General features: G+C 53.7%; 16 protein-coding genes. 10 read left to right on the top strand and 6 right to left on the bottom strand.

Features of this window, described 5'->3' with window-relative positions:
* Positions 1-27 precede the first annotated feature (27 nt).
* The 6 genes from H8K27_RS03605 (at position 28) to H8K27_RS03580 (ending at position 6,328) form a co-directional block, all read left to right on the top strand.
* Entirely contained in the window at positions 28-1,557 is a 1,530-nt protein-coding gene (locus tag H8K27_RS03605; protein ID WP_186861813.1) for an ABC transporter ATP-binding protein, read from the top strand.
* Between the two features lie 58 nt (positions 1,558-1,615).
* Complete coding sequence (locus H8K27_RS03600; protein ID WP_186861812.1) at positions 1,616-2,698, top strand: ABC transporter permease; 1,083 nt, start codon at positions 1,616-1,618, stop codon at positions 2,696-2,698.
* A 6-nt stretch (positions 2,699-2,704) separates the two neighbouring features.
* Complete coding sequence (locus H8K27_RS03595) at positions 2,705-3,676, top strand: ABC transporter permease (RefSeq protein WP_186861811.1); 972 nt, start codon at positions 2,705-2,707, stop codon at positions 3,674-3,676.
* A 177-nt stretch (positions 3,677-3,853) separates the two neighbouring features.
* Positions 3,854-4,846 (top strand): nucleoside hydrolase, encoded by a 993-nt coding sequence (locus H8K27_RS03590; protein ID WP_186861810.1) that lies wholly within the window; start codon positions 3,854-3,856, stop codon positions 4,844-4,846.
* Between the two features lie 11 nt (positions 4,847-4,857).
* Positions 4,858-5,697 (top strand): isopenicillin N synthase family dioxygenase, encoded by an 840-nt coding sequence (locus tag H8K27_RS03585; protein ID WP_186861809.1) that lies wholly within the window; start codon positions 4,858-4,860, stop codon positions 5,695-5,697.
* A 232-nt stretch (positions 5,698-5,929) separates the two neighbouring features.
* Positions 5,930-6,328 carry a cytidine deaminase gene (locus tag H8K27_RS03580; RefSeq protein ID WP_186861808.1) on the top strand — a complete coding sequence of 133 codons (399 nt, stop codon included), beginning with the start codon at positions 5,930-5,932 and terminating at the stop codon, positions 6,326-6,328.
* A gap of 207 nt (positions 6,329-6,535) precedes the next feature.
* Here H8K27_RS03580 and H8K27_RS03575 read toward each other — a convergent pair whose 3' ends face one another.
* Positions 6,536-7,324, bottom strand: coding sequence for a hypothetical protein (locus H8K27_RS03575; RefSeq protein WP_186861807.1), 789 nt, complete (start codon positions 7,322-7,324; stop codon positions 6,536-6,538).
* Between the two features lie 498 nt (positions 7,325-7,822).
* On the opposite strand from H8K27_RS03575, the gene H8K27_RS03570 reads away from it, so the two are divergent.
* The gene (locus tag H8K27_RS03570; protein ID WP_186861806.1) at positions 7,823-9,244 is read left to right on the top strand and encodes an MBL fold metallo-hydrolase RNA specificity domain-containing protein; all 1,422 of its coding nucleotides are present in this window, start codon (positions 7,823-7,825) and stop codon (positions 9,242-9,244) included.
* A gap of 84 nt (positions 9,245-9,328) precedes the next feature.
* Here H8K27_RS03570 and H8K27_RS03565 read toward each other — a convergent pair whose 3' ends face one another.
* Positions 9,329-11,026 carry an L-lactate permease gene (locus H8K27_RS03565; protein WP_186861805.1) on the bottom strand — a complete coding sequence of 566 codons (1,698 nt, stop codon included), beginning with the start codon at positions 11,024-11,026 and terminating at the stop codon, positions 9,329-9,331.
* 329 nt (positions 11,027-11,355) lie between these two features.
* Here H8K27_RS03565 and H8K27_RS03560 point away from each other — a divergent pair, with 329 nt between their 5' ends.
* Positions 11,356-12,237, top strand: coding sequence for a dienelactone hydrolase family protein (locus tag H8K27_RS03560; RefSeq protein ID WP_186861804.1), 882 nt, complete (start codon positions 11,356-11,358; stop codon positions 12,235-12,237).
* 130 nt (positions 12,238-12,367) lie between these two features.
* Positions 12,368-13,141, top strand: coding sequence for a ZIP family metal transporter (locus H8K27_RS03555; protein ID WP_408058415.1), 774 nt, complete (start codon positions 12,368-12,370; stop codon positions 13,139-13,141).
* Between the two features lie 79 nt (positions 13,142-13,220).
* Here the strand turns inward: H8K27_RS03555 and H8K27_RS03550 are convergent, their stop codons facing one another.
* The 4 genes from H8K27_RS03550 to H8K27_RS03535 all read right to left on the bottom strand — a co-directional run bounded on the left by H8K27_RS03550 (position 13,221) and on the right by H8K27_RS03535 (position 16,727).
* Positions 13,221-14,066, bottom strand: coding sequence for a sulfurtransferase (locus H8K27_RS03550; protein WP_186861803.1), 846 nt, complete (start codon positions 14,064-14,066; stop codon positions 13,221-13,223).
* A 13-nt stretch (positions 14,067-14,079) separates the two neighbouring features.
* Positions 14,080-14,991, bottom strand: a complete 912-nt coding sequence (locus tag H8K27_RS03545) for a DMT family transporter (protein ID WP_186861802.1) — start codon at positions 14,989-14,991, stop codon at positions 14,080-14,082.
* A 73-nt stretch (positions 14,992-15,064) separates the two neighbouring features.
* Positions 15,065-16,165, bottom strand: coding sequence for an aromatic ring-hydroxylating oxygenase subunit alpha (locus H8K27_RS03540; protein WP_186861801.1), 1,101 nt, complete (start codon positions 16,163-16,165; stop codon positions 15,065-15,067).
* A 253-nt stretch (positions 16,166-16,418) separates the two neighbouring features.
* The gene (locus H8K27_RS03535) at positions 16,419-16,727 is read right to left on the bottom strand and encodes a hypothetical protein (protein ID WP_186861800.1); all 309 of its coding nucleotides are present in this window, start codon (positions 16,725-16,727) and stop codon (positions 16,419-16,421) included.
* Between the two features lie 11 nt (positions 16,728-16,738).
* Here H8K27_RS03535 and H8K27_RS03530 point away from each other — a divergent pair, with 11 nt between their 5' ends.
* Positions 16,739-17,683 carry a lipase family alpha/beta hydrolase gene (locus tag H8K27_RS03530; protein WP_186861799.1) on the top strand — a complete coding sequence of 315 codons (945 nt, stop codon included), beginning with the start codon at positions 16,739-16,741 and terminating at the stop codon, positions 17,681-17,683.
* The last annotated feature ends 39 nt before the right edge of the window (positions 17,684-17,722 follow it).

Raw genomic sequence — 17,722 nt, 5'->3', positions numbered from 1 at the left:
CTTCGCCGAACCTAACATCCTGAACGTATGCAGCCAGCAGTCGAATTTCAACACATCTCCAAACGCTTTGGCGCAGTACAAGCCAATCGCGATGTGAGTTTCTCCATTGCGCAAGGATCGATCCACGGTGTCATCGGCGAAAATGGCGCAGGCAAATCCACGTTGATGAGTATCCTGTACGGCTATTACCGTGCCGATGGCGGCAAATTGCTGATCAACGGTCAGGAACAGGATATCCGTAACAGCCATGAGGCAATCGGTCTCGGCATCGGCATGGTGCATCAGCACTTTATGCTGGTCGATAACATGACCGTGCTCGACAATGTGATGCTGGGCGGCGAAGGCGGCTTCCGTCTGCAAAAAAACCGCAAGCAGGTTGAACAGCAATTGCGTGACATCTGCCAGCGCTATGCGCTCGACGTCGATCCGCTCGATAAGATTGAAGACTTGTCGGTCGGCGTGCAACAAAGGGTGGAAATCCTGAAGCAGATTTACCGCAGCGCGAATATCCTGATTCTGGATGAGCCGACGGCGGTGCTGACGGTGCAGGAAACCACGTCCCTGTTCGAGGTATTACGCCTGTTCAAAGAACAGGGCAAGACCATCATCCTGATTACCCACAAGCTGCAGGAAATTTTAGAGATCACAGACGAAGTCACCGTGATGCGTGCCGGTACCGTAGTGGGTTCGGTGCAAACTGCAGCCACCAATAAAGAACAGCTGGCTGAGCTGATGGTGGGCCGCCCGATCGAGACGCAATTACCGCGTGCGCCGTATGCGCCGGGCGCGACCGTGCTCGAGGTCAAAGGCCTCAACCTGATCAATGCCCAGCAAGTCAGCCTGCTCAAAAACATCAGTTTCCAGATCCGCGCCGGTGAAATCGTCGCCATCGCCGGCGTGTCCGGCAATGGCCAGAGCGAATTACTCGAAATTCTGAGCGGCATGCGCCTGCCAACTGCGGGCGACATCAGCATGCAGGGCAAAGCCCTGCCGTATGCCGGACGCAAGGATGCCGACGGCCTGCCGGCCACCTTCCGTGAACTCGGCATTGCCCACGTGCCGGAAGACCGGCTGCGTGACGCGGTGGTGAAAAATTTCTCAGTCATGATGAACAGTTTCCTCGGTTACCAGAAAAAACTGGGCAAGACCTTAGGCTGGCTGGATTACAAAGCAATCCTGAAAAATTGCCAAAATTTGCTGGCGCAGTTTGATGTCCGCCCTGCCGATCCGCATCTGCGTATCGCGCTGCTGTCCGGCGGTAATCAACAAAAAGTCGTGATGGCGCGTGAAATGGCCGCCAATCCGCAGCTGATCTTAGTCGGGCAGCCTACCCGTGGCGTCGATATCGGCACCATCGAAAGTCTGCATGCGCGCCTGCTGGCGATGCGCGATGCAGGAGTCGCGATTTTGCTGGTCTCGGTAGAACTGGAAGAAGTGCGCGCACTGGCTGACCGCATCCTGGTGATGTCAGGCGGCTGCATTACCGGCGAACTGAAAGCAGAAGAATTTGATGCCACCCGCATCGGCCTGTTGATGGGTGGCTTGCACAAACACTGATGCGGCTGTCCGGCCGGACAGGCACAGCGTCACCAGAGTAATCATTAAGACGACACGTATGAACCAAACCGATCTGCCTCGCTGGGCCACTGCCTTCGCCCTGCCGCTGTTGAATCTGCTGTCAGCCTTGCTGGTGGCAGCAGGAGTGATCTATCTGCTGGGTGAAAGCCCAGTCGAATCGCTGGGTATCCTGCTGAATTCGGCAGTCTTTAATCCGGAAGGCCTGGGCTATACCCTGTTTTATGCCGCGACGTTTATCTTCACCGGCCTGTCAGTGTCGATTGCGATGCAGGCTGGCTTGTTTAATATCGGCAGTGAAGGCCAGATGTATATCGGTGGTCTGGGACTGACGCTGGTGGTGCTGACCCTCGATGCCAGTCTGCCGGGCTGGGCGCTGATCCCGCTGGCGATGCTGGGCAGCGCGGCATTCGGTGCGGCCTGGGCTTTCCTGCCCGGCTATCTGCAAGCTAAACGCGGCAGCCACGTGGTCGTCACGACCATCATGTTCAACTTTATCGCCGCCAGCCTGATGAACTATCTGATCGTCAGCTTCCTGATCCCGGCCGGCGAACAAAATACCGCCAGCCGCGTGTTTGCAGCAAGCGCCTGGCTGCCTAAGCTCAATGGCATCCTGCCGGTGCTGGGCGAAACGCCGCTGAATATCAGCTTTATCCTGGCCCTGCTGGCACTGGTGATTTACGGTATTGCTGTCTGGCGCACCACCTGGGGTTATCAGTTGCGCGCCACCGGACTGAATCAGCATGCGGCGCACTATGCGGGTATTTCCATCAGTAAAACCATCATCGTCACCATGATGATTTCCGGTGCGCTGGCGGGTCTGGCTGCGGTCAACTCGGTGATGGGTTCGACCCACTATCTGAATCTGAACTTCCCTGCCGGTGCCGGCTTTATCGGTATTGCGATTGCGCTCATGGGACGTCAGCATCCGGTCGGCATCTTGCTGTCCGCGATCCTGTTTGGCGCGCTGATCCAGGGCGGATTCGACCTGTCGCTGGAGAAACCGAATATTCCGCCCGAAACCTTTATCTTTATCCAGGGCCTGATTATCCTGTTCTGCGGTGCCATGGAAAACCTGTATGCACCGGCCTTGTCCGCCCTGCTCAAACGTAAGTCATCCTGAGGAAAAATGATGTTTGATGATTTTCAATTTTCCAGCATTCTGGTCTCAACCATCCGCAATGCTCCGGTATTAATGTTTGCAGCGATGGCGGGTCTGTTCGCAGAGCGCAGCGGCGTGGTGGATCTGGCGCTGGAAGGCAAAATGCTGGCTTCGGCCTTTGTCTCTGCCGCAGTCGCCTACGTGACGCAGAATCCCTGGCTGGGCATCCTGGCCGGTGTGGGTGTATCGGTTGCCATCGCGCTGTTGCAAGGCTTTGTCAGCATCACCCAGAAAGGTAATCAGCTGGTGGCCGGGATCGCGATCAATATCGCGCTCAGTGGTCTGACATTTGTGCTTGCCCAGTTTTTCTTCATGCAGGGTGGGCGCACACCTGACCTCGGCTCTGCCCGACTGTTTGACATCGTGCTGCCGGGTTCGGAAGCCGTGGCCGGTATTCCATTTCTGGGCTGGTTTTACACCAAGCTGATCGGCGGTCACAGCGCACTCGTGTATCTGGCGTTTGCCCTGATTCCTGTCGTGCACTGGGTCTTGTATCACACCCGTTTCGGCCTGCGTCTGCGCGCCGTTGGTGAAAACCCGCACGCGGCCGATGCGGCCGGCATCAATGTCGAACGTACCCGTTTTATGGCGATGCTGTGCGCAGGTATGCTGTGCTCATTCTCCGGTGCTTATCTGTCCATCGTGCAAAGCGGTTTCTTCCTGCGCGATATGTCGGCCGGTAATGGTTATCTGGCGCTGACAGCGCTGGTGTTCGGTAACTGGCGGCCACTGCAAACAGCGCTCGGTTGCTTGATGTTCGGTTTTTTCACTGCTCTGCAAGTCCAGATCGAAGGCGTGGTCTTCCCTGGCTTGGGTAAAGTACCGGGATCATTGATACAGATGATTCCGTATGTAGTCACCGTCGTCGTTCTTGCGGGCCTGATGGCGAAATCCGTCGCGCCGAAGGCGATCGGCGTGCCGTTTGTAAAGTCACGATAAAAGACTATAAAACCTGCCGGTCGTCCGTATGGGCTTGCCCCGTACTGGCTGCCGGTGATTTATTTTTTAAATCGACAACGTTAATAACGGCCTCCTTGAACCAGGTCAAACACAACAAATTGCTTCAAGCTGGGTTCTGTTCAATGGCCAGCTGAAGTTAATTCCTGGAGTATTTCCATGCAAGCAAAACATAAAGTCATTTTCGATACCGACCCTGGCGTCGATGACGCAATGGCGCTTTATTTCGCGCTCGCGCATCCGGATATCGACGTCGTTGGTATCACCACTACTTTCGGCAATGTGTATGTCGAACAAGCGACCGTCAATGCGCTCTACCTGACCCGCATCGCAGGCCGCAATATTCCGGTCGCGCAAGGTGTGAATGTGCCATTCGCGAAAGCCGCCGGTACTCCGCCAGACTTCATTCACGGTGCAGACGGCCTCGGCAATCTGCCTTCCCGTATCGAAGTCGGCGGCAAAGCCGAAGTGGAAAGCGCGGCAGAATTCATCGTCAAGATGGCGCGTCAGCATCCGGGTGAAATCACGCTGGTTGCGGTTGGCCCGCTGGGCAATCTGGGCCTGGCACTGAAAATGGAACCACAGCTGCCTAAGCTGCTGAAAAAAGTCGTGCTGATGGCAGGTGCTGTCGATGAGCCGGGCAATGTCTCGCCAGTCGCGGAAGCGAATGTCTGGAATGATCCGGACGCCGCCGATCTGGTCTTCACTGCAGGCTGGGATCTGACCATGGTGGGTCTGGATGTGACCCACCGCGTGGTCTTGCCATCGAGCTTCTTTGCACGCCTGGCTGAACAACATCAACATGTGGCGATGAACACACTGTCGCACGCCGTGAATTTCTACGCAAACTTCTACCAAAGCATACGCCCTGACCTCGGCCATGCTTGCTACGGTCACGATGTGCTGGCGTTTGTCTGGCTGGTCGCTCCAGAAATTTTCGAAACGCAAAATGGTCGTGTGCGCGTTGCCAAAGAAGGCATAGGCAACGGTCAGACCATGATGGCAAAACTCGCGATTCCTTACCCGCAAGCGGGCTGGGAAGCCAGCAAGCCAGAAACCCGCGTCTGCATGAAAGTGGATGCCGAGGCTTGCGCTAAGCTGATCGACCAGACCTTGTCCGGCGACTGGCTGAAACCAGCGCTGACAAAATAAGGAGAACCATCATGCTGATACAACCAGTCGATTATCGTGATCCGGATGCGGCGGAAAAATTCACCGAAAGCCTGCACAATACTGGCTTTGGCGTCCTGACCAATCATCCTTTGTCGCAAACCCTGCTCAACACCATTTATCAGGAATGGTACGATTTTTTTCAGACCGATGCGAAAAACAAATACCCCTTTACGGAAAAAATGGACGGCTATTTTTCGCCGAAAATTTCCGAGACCGCCAAAGGCTATGCCAAGCGCGATCTGAAAGAGTTTTACCACGTCTATCCGTGGGGACAATATCCATCCGAAGTCTCCAAGGCAGCGCTGGAATACTACGAACACGGCAACAAACTCGCGACTGAATTGCTGCAATGGGTCGAAGATCACACACCGGCAGACATCAAGGCCAAGTATTCCATGCCCTTGTCTGACATGATCACCGACAGCGATCTGACCCTGCTGCGTGTGCTGCACTATCCACCGCTGACGGGCGATGAAGAGCCGGATGCAGTGCGGGCAGCGGCACATGGTGACATCAACTTACTGACTGTGCTGCCAGCCGCCACCCAGGCTGGCCTGCAGGTGCTGGGCAAAGACAATGCCTGGCACGATGTGCCGTGCGACTTCGGCATGCTGATCGTCAACATCGGTGACATGCTCGATGAAGCCTCGCAAGGGTATTACCCTTCGACGATTCACCGCGTGCTGAATCCGACTGGCGAAGAAGCGAAAAAATCCCGTATTTCGCTGCCACTGTTCCTGCATCCGCGTCCAGATGTCGTGCTGTCTGAACGTCACACGTCCGGCAGCTATCTGCAGGAACGTTTGCGCGAACTGGGCGTAAAAAAATAAACGCCCAAACCTGCTGCGCCTTTCAGGGCAACAATGCGCTGAAAGGCACGGCAGATATAAGGGATGAACCTGAACAACAAAGAGGCATGCTGACTGGCATGCCTCTTTAGATTAACAGGACTTACGCAAAGTTGTACCAGCAAGGCAGGGGGACGAAGACAGTACGAATAGTACGGCGAGGAGCCATAACGCCGCTGGTGCGGCTTTGCGTAAGTCCTAATGGAGAAAAATAATGAACACGCAGCAACTGATCATTGAAGCCAAACTGGCGCGCGAACGTGCGTATGCACCGTATTCCAAATTCAAAGTCGGCGCGGCCGTGCTAACCAAAGATGGCAAGGTTTTCCACGGCTGCAATGTGGAAAATGCGTCGTACGGCCTGTGCAACTGCGCCGAGCGCACCGCCTTATTCAGCGCCGTCGCCGCTGGCTATCGCCCCGGTGATTTTCAACAAATTGCCGTCACCGGCGACACCGACGGCCCTATCGCCCCTTGCGGCGCCTGCCGCCAGGTCATCATCGAACTCGGCGGCCCGGAACTCGAAGTCGTGCTGACCAACACCAAAGGCGACATCAAAACCACCACCGCCGGCGCACAATTGCCGGACGCGTTTTATCTGCAACCGGAATAAGTTTTTACCCAATAAAAAAATCCCCGACAGATCGCCTGATTTGTCGGGGATTTTTACTTCTAGGATGTATCGGGCTGTTGTTATCACCGATAACTCTTGGGAATTTAAAAGGATCAAACGCAATCAGCTTACTTTTATACAGCGTCTATATTTAAGTTCTGACCACGCCCCTTCGATTCCGCCGGAGCATAGTCATTAGCGTCATCCTTAAATCGCTAACATGCGTATAACCTGGTTCTCGTATAGATCAAGCCAAGTCTTTAGGCCAGATCTCAATTCTACAAATCGCTCCGTCGACTTAAGCAATTTTCCACCAGGGATACACTTGATCAAATTTCGAACGGCCGAAGCTGCATGCCCAGGCAAAACGCTCGGAGGAAACATTACTATATAGAATACAAGTGGCCCAAGAATGACGCTCCGAAGTGTATAGCTCGATCGCCAAGGCACAGTTCCTTTGCTAATTCGCACAATAAATGGGTTGAATCGACCATTCTTATCGGTAAGCCCCACATACGGCGGGCGATTACGTTGTAATTCATCTAGTTGCTCAGGTCTAGCAAGATAAGAAATGATCGCAAATCTTGCCGGAGGATACACTTTAGAAGTGCCAAGGATGTAAGACTCAAAGCCATCAAACAACCAAGCATGTTCACCATTAGTTCTTGCTGAGTTGAAGGAAATTTTGAGTAACCAGCGAGCAAGTAAATCAAAATCGAATGAAAGATTGACGCTTAGCTTTGTATAGTTTGGAACCATGACTCCAGAACACGTAAGAAAGCGCTTTCCAAACGCATCAAGATCTGACAGTGGTCCATTATTGCACTTTTTACAAACATCTTTAACTTTGAATTCACTTCTCACCATTTTTCCGGCTATTTCGCTCCAACCAATAACTGAGGACTCAATATTTTTCTGAAATGCGTATATGAACGCAGGAATGATATGTTCCCGAGTAATTGAGCCTTCTTGTTTACAATAAGCGCATAACGGCATTTTAGGTTGCTAACTTATTTTCAAATTAAAGAGCTCGAAGCTAACATACCAGTGCAAAATTAGCCACACTATTCCAAGCTTCTCAACAGCCTGGTATGTTCGATTTACCTGTAAGCCAGCAACACCAAGGTTTCCGCTGTTCGCTTCATCGCTGCATTCGGCGTCACAAACCCCTCAAACAGCCCAATATATACTCCCCCCAGTATGTTTTAAGCCCCTTTATTCTTGCTAAGATGATGACGATTTTCATGAAATATGGGGGGAGTATCTTGTTTTCTGAGTATGCGGCGTCCAAAAGGTACAGCTATACTCCACGCAAAAGCGGCTCACGCGACGCATGAAGTTTGCGCTAACGCAGCATGCGTGCATTCATTGCGACATTCACCGAAGATGGTAAGGTGTCCGCTATCTGAACCGCATTACACTGTTGCTATACTTCCTGCCTCGGGCAGCGCAGAGGTAAGCGCGGTGCCCTGATTATTCAGCGAGGAAATTCAATTGAAACTGTCATTTCATGGTGCCGATCTCGGCGTGACCGGCTCCTGCCATCTGCTGGAATGCGATGGTGTGCGCATACTGATTGACTGCGGCATGTATCAGGGCAGCCGTAATCTGAATGAGGAGAATGCCGGCCCGTTCGGTTTCGATGCGGCGTCGATCGACTATGTGTTACTGACCCATGCGCATCTGGATCATTGCGGCCGCCTGCCCTTGCTGGTGCGACGCGGGTTCCGTGGCAATATCATTGCCACCGCTGCGACCCGCGATCTGGCGCGCATCGTGCTGCTCGATTCTGCGCATCTGCAGGAATCAGAGGCCGAATATCAGAACAAAAAAAATGCGCGGCGCGGTAACGACAAGCACATGGAAGCGCTGTACAACACGCATGATGTGCTGCATACGCTGGATCACTTTACCCAGACGGTTCATTACGATCAGGAGCTGCTGATCGCGCCCGGCATCACCGCGACGTTTATCGATGCCGGTCATATTCTGGGCTCATCCTCTGTCGTGCTGAACCTGACGGAAGATGAGAAAAAATGCCGCATCGTTTTTTCCGGCGATATCGGCAGCAACGGCAGAAAACTGCTGCGCGATCCGGCCACGCCACCGAAAGCCGATGTTGTGGTGATGGAAACCACGTATGGCGACCGTCTGCACAAACCGCTGGATCTGTCGATAGAAGAGCTGTATCAGGTGATTACCGATACCTTCCGGCATGGCGGCAATGTCGTAATCCCGACCTTTGCGCTGGAACGTGCGCAGGAGTTGCTGTATTACCTGCGCGAAGGTGTGCAGCAGCATCGTTTACCACGTTCTATGCAGGTATTTCTGGATTCGCCGATGGCGATCTCGGCGACCGAAATTTTCCGCCAGCATACAGGTTGTTATGACGCCGGGACGGCAGCACTGTTTTGCGATGCAGGTGATCCCTTCGATTTGCCTGGTCTGCATTTCACGCGGGACGTGGCGGACAGTATGGCGATCAACCGTTTTTCCGGTGGTGCAGTCATCATGGCGGGCTCAGGCATGTGTACCGGCGGGCGCATCCAGCATCATCTGAAGCATCATTTATGGCGGCAAAATGCCAGTATCGTGTTCGTTGGTTTTGCGGCGAAAGGAACGCTGGCAAGGGAAATTATCGACGGTGCGCGTACAGTGCGTGTACTTGGTGAAGAGATCGCAGTCAGAGCCGGCATTCATACCATTAACGGTTTTTCAGCGCATGCCGACCGCGATGAATTACTGGCCTGGCATCAGCATACGCATGCCACGCAGACGTTTCTGGTGCATGGCGAAGAAGAAGTTATGCGCAGCTTTGCGCGCTTGCTGCCAGCCGATGCTGTCAGCCTGCCACAGACGGCTGACAGCATTGATCTGACACCGTATTGCCATCCTAAGAAAACAGCGAAGCACTGAAAAAAAATCCCTGCGCACAGCGCGCTGTGGCAGGGATTTTTTTATACGACAGGGATTGTCATCTCCATTCTTTGCAATGCGGCTTTAATGTACCAGTGAAGTAAATGGCGCAACGTAAGCTTGCATAAACACGAAGAAGCCAACCAGCACCGCCAGCGCCAGGCTGTGGAAAAACACGAAGCGCAGAATCGTGCCTTCATGTCCATACCAGCGTGTGGCTGTACTGGCGACCACGATACTCTGCGCATCGACCATCTTGCCCATCACGCCGCCCGAACTGTTGGCAGCCGCCATCAGCACAGGGCTTAAACCCAATTGCTCTGCCGTGGTTTTTTGCAGCCCGCCAAACAGCACATTAGCTGCCGTGTCCGACCCCGTCAGCGCCACACCCAGCCAACCGAGTAAGGTGCCGAAGATAGGATAGAAAGCACCGGTATGCGCAAACACCAGACCCAGCGTGGCATCGGTGCCGGAATAGCGTGTCAGATAGCCCAGCGCCAGCATCAGCACGATGGTTAGCAACGAATAACGTACCAGCCAGATCGTGCGGAAATAAATTTTGACCAGATCAGTCAGCTTGTACTTCATCATCAAACCGCTGATCACCGAGGCGAGGAAAATCCCGGAACCGGTAGCCGACAACCAGTTCAGTGTGTACACCGCTGGTTCTGTATGCGGCTTGGTGACGACCGGGGCGACTTTTTCCACCAGATTATGCAGACCGGCAAATGGAATCTTGAACACAGAAATACCATCAACCCATTTTTTAAATTCCGGAATGCCCCAGATAAACACCAGCGCCGTTAAGATCACCCACGGCATCCATGCCATCACCAGTGCACGGGTATCGTGTTTTTTGAAAATTGCTGCGGCAGCATCGGCTTCATGACCATGCGGTTTTTCACTTTCCAGATCGGGTTCGCCGGAATCGGTTTCATGGCCTTTGAGGGAAGTGGAGGTCCAGATTTTTTTCGGTTTCCAGACTTTCAGGAACAGGATGAGGCTGATCATGGACACAATCGCCGCGACCACATCCACCAGCCATGGGCCGTGATAATTGGACACCAGATATTGCGGAACCGCAAAGCTCAGACCGGCGACCAGAATCGCCGGCCAGATTTGCAGCATGCCGCGGAAACCGGCAAACGCCCAGATCAGCCAGAACGGCACCAGCAAAGAGAATAAGGGTAGTTGGCGACCGATCATGCCGGACAACTGCATCAGATCGATGCCTGTCACTGCCGCCAATGCAATCACAGGCGTGCCCAGCGCACCGTATGCCACTGGCGCAGTATTCGCGATCAGGCACAGACCCGATGCCGCCAGCGGAGAAAATCCGAGGCCGATCATGATCGCTGCTGTCACGGCAACCGGCGTACCGAAGCCCGCAGCGCCTTCAAAGAAAGCGCCGAAACAGAAGGCGATCAGCAATAACTGTATGCGGCGATCTTCGGTGATGCCGGTCAGGCTGTCCTGTAATACAGAGAATGAACCGTTTTCTATGGTCAGCTGGTGCAAGAAAATAATATTCAACACGATCCAGCCAATGGGCAGCAAACCAAATGCCGCGCCAAAACCCGCCGCATTCCACGCCAGCCCTGCAGGCATGCCAAAGCCAAAAATCGACACCGCCAGCGCGCTCGCGAGCCCCAGCCCGGCGGCGTAATGCGCCTTCATATGACCAAATGCAATACATCCCAGCATCACAACCACAGGTATCGCCGCCATGAGTGCCGATAACCATATATTGCCTAGCGGGTCATAAACCTGACTCCAGACCATTTCTATCTCCTTTGTTTTAAAACCTTGTGCGCGCAGTGGCAGCTATGGCGGCGATAGTACGACAGGAAGCGAGGCAGTTTTCATGGCGCTCGGATGAAATGATTTTCAACTATTGTTGAATAATTCGATACTTTCCTTAAAACAGAATTCCGCTTTAGTTAAAACTCATTTTTTGATGCCGCCACATTATCCGCCTTCAGCTCATTCAAACGCGATCCAGCTGCATCTTAGCAGCGGCAGAATAATTCTCTTTTTCAGGTTAATATATTTTCCGAGGCTGCCAGCCTGTTTGCAGCTTTCACTCCCCACCCATCCCTACGGAGAAAACCATGCAACTTGAGAAAGACTGCCGCAGCCTGATCGGCCATTCAGATGCCGACGAAGGCATCAATCGCAGAAATTTTATCCAGACAGCGGTCGGCGTCGGCTTTGCTGCAGCAACACTTCCTATATTTGCGCAAAATGTAGTCAAAACCGATGCCGCCGGCTTAACCGCCGGTGTGGTCTCGCTGGACATTCATGGTCAGAAAGTGCCGCTCTACTATGCGCAGCCGGAAGGTAAAAGCAATCTGCCGGTGATTCTGGTGATCTCGGAAATATTTGGCGTCCATGAGCATATCGCTGACGTGGCGCGTCGCTTTGCGAAACAGGGTTATCTGGCACTGGCACCGGAGTTATTTATCCGTCAGGGGGATGCCGGTAAATATACGTCGATTGCAGAACTGATCAAAGAAGTGATTTCCAAAGTACCTGATGCGCAGGTGATGAGTGATCTGGATGCTGTCGTCGCCTGGGCCGGTCAGCACGGCGGCGATATCACACGTCTGGGCATTACCGGATTCTGCTGGGGTGGACGCATCACCTGGATGTATGCTGCGCATAATCCCTCGGTCAAAGCCGGTGTGGCCTGGTATGGCCGGCTGACCGATCAGCCGAATGCCTTGTCTCCGAGCAATCCGATCGATATCGCACCGACCCTGACTGTGCCCGTGCTCGGCTTGTACGGCGCCAAAGACACCGGTATCAGCGTTGACTCCGTCCTGAAGATGCAGGCAGCGCTGGCGCAGGGCAACAGCCATTCCGAGTTCAAGATTTATGAAAACTCAGGCCACGCATTCCATGCCGATTACCGCCCCAGCTATGTCGAAGCAGATGCCAAAGACGGCTGGGCGCGCTGTCTGGCATGGTTTAAAGCACATCAGGTCATCTGAACCCGCTCCCCTGACCGTATTCGTCCGGCGCAAAAATCCCGACGGGATACGGTCAGACATAAAGGCAGTTTGCAGAAAACCCGGCAATATGTTTTAATTTGCAACCATGTTGCAAATTTGAGGTTTCAAAATTCACTCCACGCTGCTGTCCATTATCTTTACCACCGCCATCGCGGGTGTACTCAGCATTTCTGCTGCGGCTATCTTTTCCTATTCCTTCCTGACGCGCATTGTCGAACGCATGGTCAGCCTGTCGGTCGGCATCATGCTGTCGACTTCGTTACTGCACGCTTTGCCGGAAGCTTTTGAATCGCAGGCAGATACCCGCACCCTGTTTGCCTGCCTGCTGGGCGGGCTGCTGGCATTCTTCCTGCTGGAAAAGATGGCGATTCTACGGCACTCTCATCATCATGAGGGCGACGGCCATCATCATGAACATGGTCATGATGCGCATGAAGCGGGTAAAGCCGGATGGATGATTCTGGTCGGTGATGGCATGCACAATTTCACCGACGGCATCCTGATTGCAGCAGCCTTTCTCGCCAATCCTGAACTCGGACTGGTCACGGCGCTGGCGATCATTGCGCATGAAATCCCGCAGGAAATCGGTGATTTTATTGTGCTGCTGAATGCCGGGTTCAGCCGTATGCGCGCCTATCTGTACAACCTGGCCTGCAGCCTGCTGGGAGTCATCGGCGGTATTCTGGGATATTTCACACTCGAAAAAGCCAGCGGCATGATTCCGTATGTGCTGGTGTTTGCCTCATCCGGCTTTATTTACATCGCCGTCAGCGATCTGATGCCGCAAATGCAGCGACGCGCCACCCTGCGGGAAACGGTGCCGCAAATCCTGCTGATCGCACTCGGTATCGTGCTGGTGCTGTTCGTCACACGACATCATTAAGCCGCAGCCAAAATCAAGACAATACGGCGCAATGCTGTGCTGACCATCCGCTGGCATTCAGATTTCGACAGGCAGACGCTTATCGTGCAACCGGACGCGCTGGATCAGCGCACCACTCGCTCCATGACCCGGGATACAGGGCTGCGCCGCATAAACCGGCCACTTCCAGCGCCAGGAGGTTGTGACAGGCTGTCACGCCGGAACCGCATTGCATGATCGCTCTGGCCGGATCTGCCACCAGTTGTGACCATTCCTGGCTAAGCTGGAGCGGCGATTTGAAGGTGCCGTCTGGCTGCAGATTGTCTTTGAAAAACCGGTTCAGTGCACCGGGAATATGGCCGCCCACCGGATCAATTGTTTCATTTTCTCCGCGATAACGGTCCGCCGCCCGCGCATCGACCAGCGTCATGGCGGCACTGGACAGGTTCTCCAGCACCTGTGCGATGCTGACCTGCGCGGTCAGGGGCGGATGCTGTGAAATCGTTCCGGCTGAAGGGATGCTGACGTCCGTTGACAGCGGCTGTCCTGCCGCGGTCCAGGCGGCAATACCGCCATCGAGTACCGCAACCGCCTCATGCCCGATCCAGCGCAACATCCACCACAGGCGCGCCGCAAACATGCCGCCATGCGCATCATAGGCAACCACCTGCGTGTCATCGCTGATTCCCAGCGCACGCAGAGTCTGGATAAACGTCTGCTGATCAGGCAAAGGATGGCGGCCACGGAATACACCGTCATTGTCCAGGCTGCTGGCAGACAGCTGCTCATCCAGATGCACGAACAAAGCGCCCGGCAAATGCCCTTGCGCATAAGCCTCCCTGCCTGCCTGCGGATTGCCCAGATCATGCCGGCAATCCAGAATCACCTGATTATTATCCTGCTGATGCTGCACCAGGTCGGCGACGCTGATTAATGTAGTCCACATGCTTATCTCCTGTTTATTCGGAAGCGATCGGATCAGAAACGGGTTGTTGCTGGCTTCTGGCATTATAAAAGCTGGCAATCAGTCCGCTCAATATAATGATGGCGATCCCGCACCAGCTCAGCCAGGCAAGATGTTCGTCCCATAAGAAAATATCCCAGAAACTGGAAAATACAATCCCCGCATATTGCAGGTTCGCCGTCAGCAAGGTGTTTCCCAGCCGGTAGGCGCGTGTCATTGCCATCTGCGCACTGGCTGCCGTCAACCCGATCGTCAGCAACAGCAGCGCGCCATGCAGATTCACCGGATGCCAGGCAGGCTGACCCGCCAGCGTGGCAGGAAACAGCTTCGTTCCGATCACGCCGGCGACCGCACAACTCATGGAGAAATAAAACACCACGCGGTATTCCGGCTCTCCCATCAATCCCATCTGCCGTACCTGCAAATAAGCCAGCGCTGCCAGCATGCCGGACACCAAAGCAACCACCCCGCCGATCCACTGATCAGCATGTATACTCGGCCGCAGCAACAAGACCACACCGCCAAACCCCATGATAATCGCGGCCATCAGGCGCCAGTCCATACTGCGCTGCCTGCGCCACCAGGCGCTCACCAGCAAAATAGCGGCGATCCAGATCGGCGACATATAGTTCAGCGTCACCGCCATTGCCAGCGGCAATTGCCCAATCGCATAAAACCACAGCCATAAGGCACTGACACCGACACTGCCGCGCCACAGGTGATGGCCTGCCATTCCGGTTTTCAGACTGCCACCTTGCCACCTTATGAGCACCAGTATCATCAGCATACCGATCACGCCACGGTAGGCGACGATTTCGGAAGTTGAATAATCAACCGATGCCAGCTTGACGCAGACACCCATGATCGAAAACAGAAAACTCGCAACCAGCATCCACAAAGACTGCATCAGCACTTCCAATCCAAAATTCCAAAAAGAAGGGAGGCCATCTGCCTCCCCTGCGTGATCTGAACAGACCGGATCAGAATACCATTCTGCGCCGGTACCATTCATGAAAATGCTGCATGCCATCTTCCATCGGCGACTGATACGGGCCCACTTCATTCTCGCCACGGTCCAGCAGGATTTTGCGGCCAGCATCCATACGCATGCCAATCTCATCATCCTCAATGCAGGTTTCCATGTAGGCAGCGCGCTCGGCCTCGATGAATTCACGTTCAAACAGCACGATTTCTTCCGGATAATAAAATTCGACCACATTGCGGGTCTTGCCAGTTTCAGTCGGCCATAAGGTCGATACCACCAGCACATGCGGATACCACTCCACCATGATATTCGGATACAAGGTCAGCCAGATCGCGCCGTATTTAGGCGGTTCGCCATTGCGGAATTTCAACACCTGTTCCTGCCAGTGTCGGTATTTTTCCGAACCGGACTTCAGCAAACCGTGATTGACGCCGACGGTCTGGACGCTGTAATCCTCGCCGAATTCCCAGCGCAGATCGTCGCATGTGACGAAGCTGCCCAGACCCGGATGGAAAGGCTCGACGTGATAATCCTCCAGATAAACCTCAATAAAGGTTTTCCAGTTGTAATCGCAGTCATGCACTTCAACGTGATCGAGCATGTATCCCGTAAAGTCGAGATCGCGGGTCACGGTCAGTTGCGACATGCGCTCCATGACGTTGTAACCATTCTGCTCGAATAGCAGGCCATTCCAGTTTTGCAACGGCGTGCGCTTCAGATTCATGCAAGGCGTATCGGCAAAGTGCGGTGCGCCGATCAGTTCGCCTTTCAGATCATACGTCCAGCGATGCAGCGGGCATACGATGTTATTCGCATTGCCGCGGCCATTAAACATTAAAGCCTGACGATGGCGACAGACGTTCGACATCAGCTCAATTCCCTGAGCGCTGCGAACCAGCATGCGGCCTTCATTTTCGGAAGCCAGTGTGGCGAAATCCCCCACATTCGGCACCATCAGTTCATGACCCACATAGCGAGGGCCAGCCTGGAACAGGTCTTTTATTTCGCGTTCTAATAACGCTTCATCAAAATAAACCTGAACCGGAAGTTGCGCGTCAGAACGCGCCAGTGTAGACAAAGAAGCCAGATCGGACATCTCCACCCCCAAATTAATTTGCACCAACCTAAGAGAGAAAGAATCCACAAAAACCTGTTTCCAGCCAGTAAAACCCGGTGGCCGGAAATTCAAACGATCAAACGCCTTGAAGAGGAAATTTTGGACAGAACCGCGAATTATACCCGACTCCCTCAAATTTCGCCTTAAAAAAGGATAATTACTGAGAAAAATCAATTCCTTAGGCGATTTTTAGCATCTTGCACCAGACACGCACAAACAACAGTTCTGCATTTTAGTAAAAATCATCTAATTCATTTATCTGATTTATTCTGTTTTCAGCTTCTTTTTGGAAAATCGCCATCTCTCCTCTGACAGATGGAAAATTTCTGTTTTTGAACCAGAAATTTCCGCTCATCACGGTCTCAGATCCGTGCTTTTTTATGTTGCACAGCAGCTTGCCACTGTGGATGACAATCACTAGCCTGCATCTGGCCAGCGCATCTGACGAACCACAAGTTGACAGGTTGCCGGCGCCCTCATCGACATCCTCCTTGACGCATTTCTGATTGATCTCTGCTTCATTTGACTTAACTTCTTTCATAAGGAATCACAATGAACCAAACCAGAATCAGGCAATTGCTCAGGCAACTCCTGGCGATATGGCTCACCTGCTTTATCTGCACCGGCACGGCATCCGCCGTCGGCTATACACAGACCCGCTATCCGATTGTGCTGGTACATGGCTTATTCGGCTTTGACAATATCGGACCGGTTGAATACTGGTACGGCATTCCTTCTGCCTTGCGTGCTGATGGTGCCAGCGTGTATGTGACACAGGTTGCCGCCGCCAACAGCACCGAAGTGCGCGGCGAACAGCTGCTGACGCAGATTCAGCAGATACTCGCGGTCACCGGCGCGACCAAAGTCAATCTGATCGGCCACAGCCACGGTGGTCCGACGGCGCGGTATGTCGCCTCGGTCCGGCCTGATCTGGTTGCCTCTGTCACTTCCGTCGGTGGCGTGAACCGCGGCTCCAGCGTGGCCGATGTTTTGTTGGGCATTGCGCCGCCAGGATCTTTGTCGAACAGCATACTGGTTGCAGTCAGCAATGGTCTGGCACAACTGATCAGCTTTCTGTCCGGGCAGCCCGGTCTGTCGCAGGATGCGCTGGCCGCAGCTAACTCGCTGAGCACCGCCGGCTCGCTCAAATTCAACAGCGCCCATCCCGAAGGTATTCCAACCACTGCCTGCGGCGAAGGTGCATATCAGGTGAATGGCGTGGCCTATTACTCGTGGAGCGGTGCACAGGCCTATACCAATCTGTTCGACATTGCCGATCCGGCACTCGCGCTGACGTCTCTGGCATTTGGCGGGCAGAAAAATGACGGACTGGTATCGAGTTGCTCAACGCATCTGGGCCAGGTGATTCGTGATGACTACGCCATGAATCATCTGGATGAAGTCAATCAGACCATCGGGCTGGTCAATATTTTTGAAACCAATCCGGTGACCATTTTCAGGCAACATGCAAACCGCCTGAAAAACAGCGGTCTCTGAAACCGCATGATTTCATTCTCAGCATAACTTGTCTGTCAA

This window comes from Cognatundibacterium griseum (assembly GCF_014284195.1).
In the GTDB taxonomy this organism is placed as follows: domain Bacteria; phylum Pseudomonadota; class Gammaproteobacteria; order Burkholderiales; family Burkholderiaceae_D; genus Undibacterium; species Undibacterium griseum.
This window is presented reverse-complemented; position numbering and strand designations above follow the sequence as displayed.

Bases quoted from the DNA above. Each gene is read 5' to 3' on its own strand.
- H8K27_RS03605 (WP_186861813.1), top strand. From the start codon at position 28: ATGCAGCCAGCAGTCGAATTTCAACACATCTCCAAACGCTTTGGCGCA.
- H8K27_RS03600 (WP_186861812.1), top strand. From the start codon at position 1,616: ATGAACCAAACCGATCTGCCTCGCTGGGCCACTGCCTTCGCCCTGCCG.
- H8K27_RS03595 (WP_186861811.1), top strand. From the start codon at position 2,705: ATGATGTTTGATGATTTTCAATTTTCCAGCATTCTGGTCTCAACCATC.
- H8K27_RS03590 (WP_186861810.1), top strand. From the start codon at position 3,854: ATGCAAGCAAAACATAAAGTCATTTTCGATACCGACCCTGGCGTCGAT.
- H8K27_RS03585 (WP_186861809.1), top strand. From the start codon at position 4,858: ATGCTGATACAACCAGTCGATTATCGTGATCCGGATGCGGCGGAAAAA.
- H8K27_RS03580 (WP_186861808.1), top strand. From the start codon at position 5,930: ATGAACACGCAGCAACTGATCATTGAAGCCAAACTGGCGCGCGAACGT.
- H8K27_RS03575 (WP_186861807.1), bottom strand. From the start codon at position 7,324: ATGCCGTTATGCGCTTATTGTAAACAAGAAGGCTCAATTACTCGGGAA.
- H8K27_RS03565 (WP_186861805.1), bottom strand. From the start codon at position 11,026: ATGGTCTGGAGTCAGGTTTATGACCCGCTAGGCAATATATGGTTATCG.
- H8K27_RS03560 (WP_186861804.1), top strand. From the start codon at position 11,356: ATGCAACTTGAGAAAGACTGCCGCAGCCTGATCGGCCATTCAGATGCC.
- H8K27_RS03550 (WP_186861803.1), bottom strand. From the start codon at position 14,066: ATGTGGACTACATTAATCAGCGTCGCCGACCTGGTGCAGCATCAGCAG.
- H8K27_RS03545 (WP_186861802.1), bottom strand. From the start codon at position 14,991: ATGCAGTCTTTGTGGATGCTGGTTGCGAGTTTTCTGTTTTCGATCATG.
- H8K27_RS03540 (WP_186861801.1), bottom strand. From the start codon at position 16,165: ATGTCCGATCTGGCTTCTTTGTCTACACTGGCGCGTTCTGACGCGCAA.
- H8K27_RS03535 (WP_186861800.1), bottom strand. From the start codon at position 16,727: ATGAAAGAAGTTAAGTCAAATGAAGCAGAGATCAATCAGAAATGCGTC.
- H8K27_RS03530 (WP_186861799.1), top strand. From the start codon at position 16,739: ATGAACCAAACCAGAATCAGGCAATTGCTCAGGCAACTCCTGGCGATA.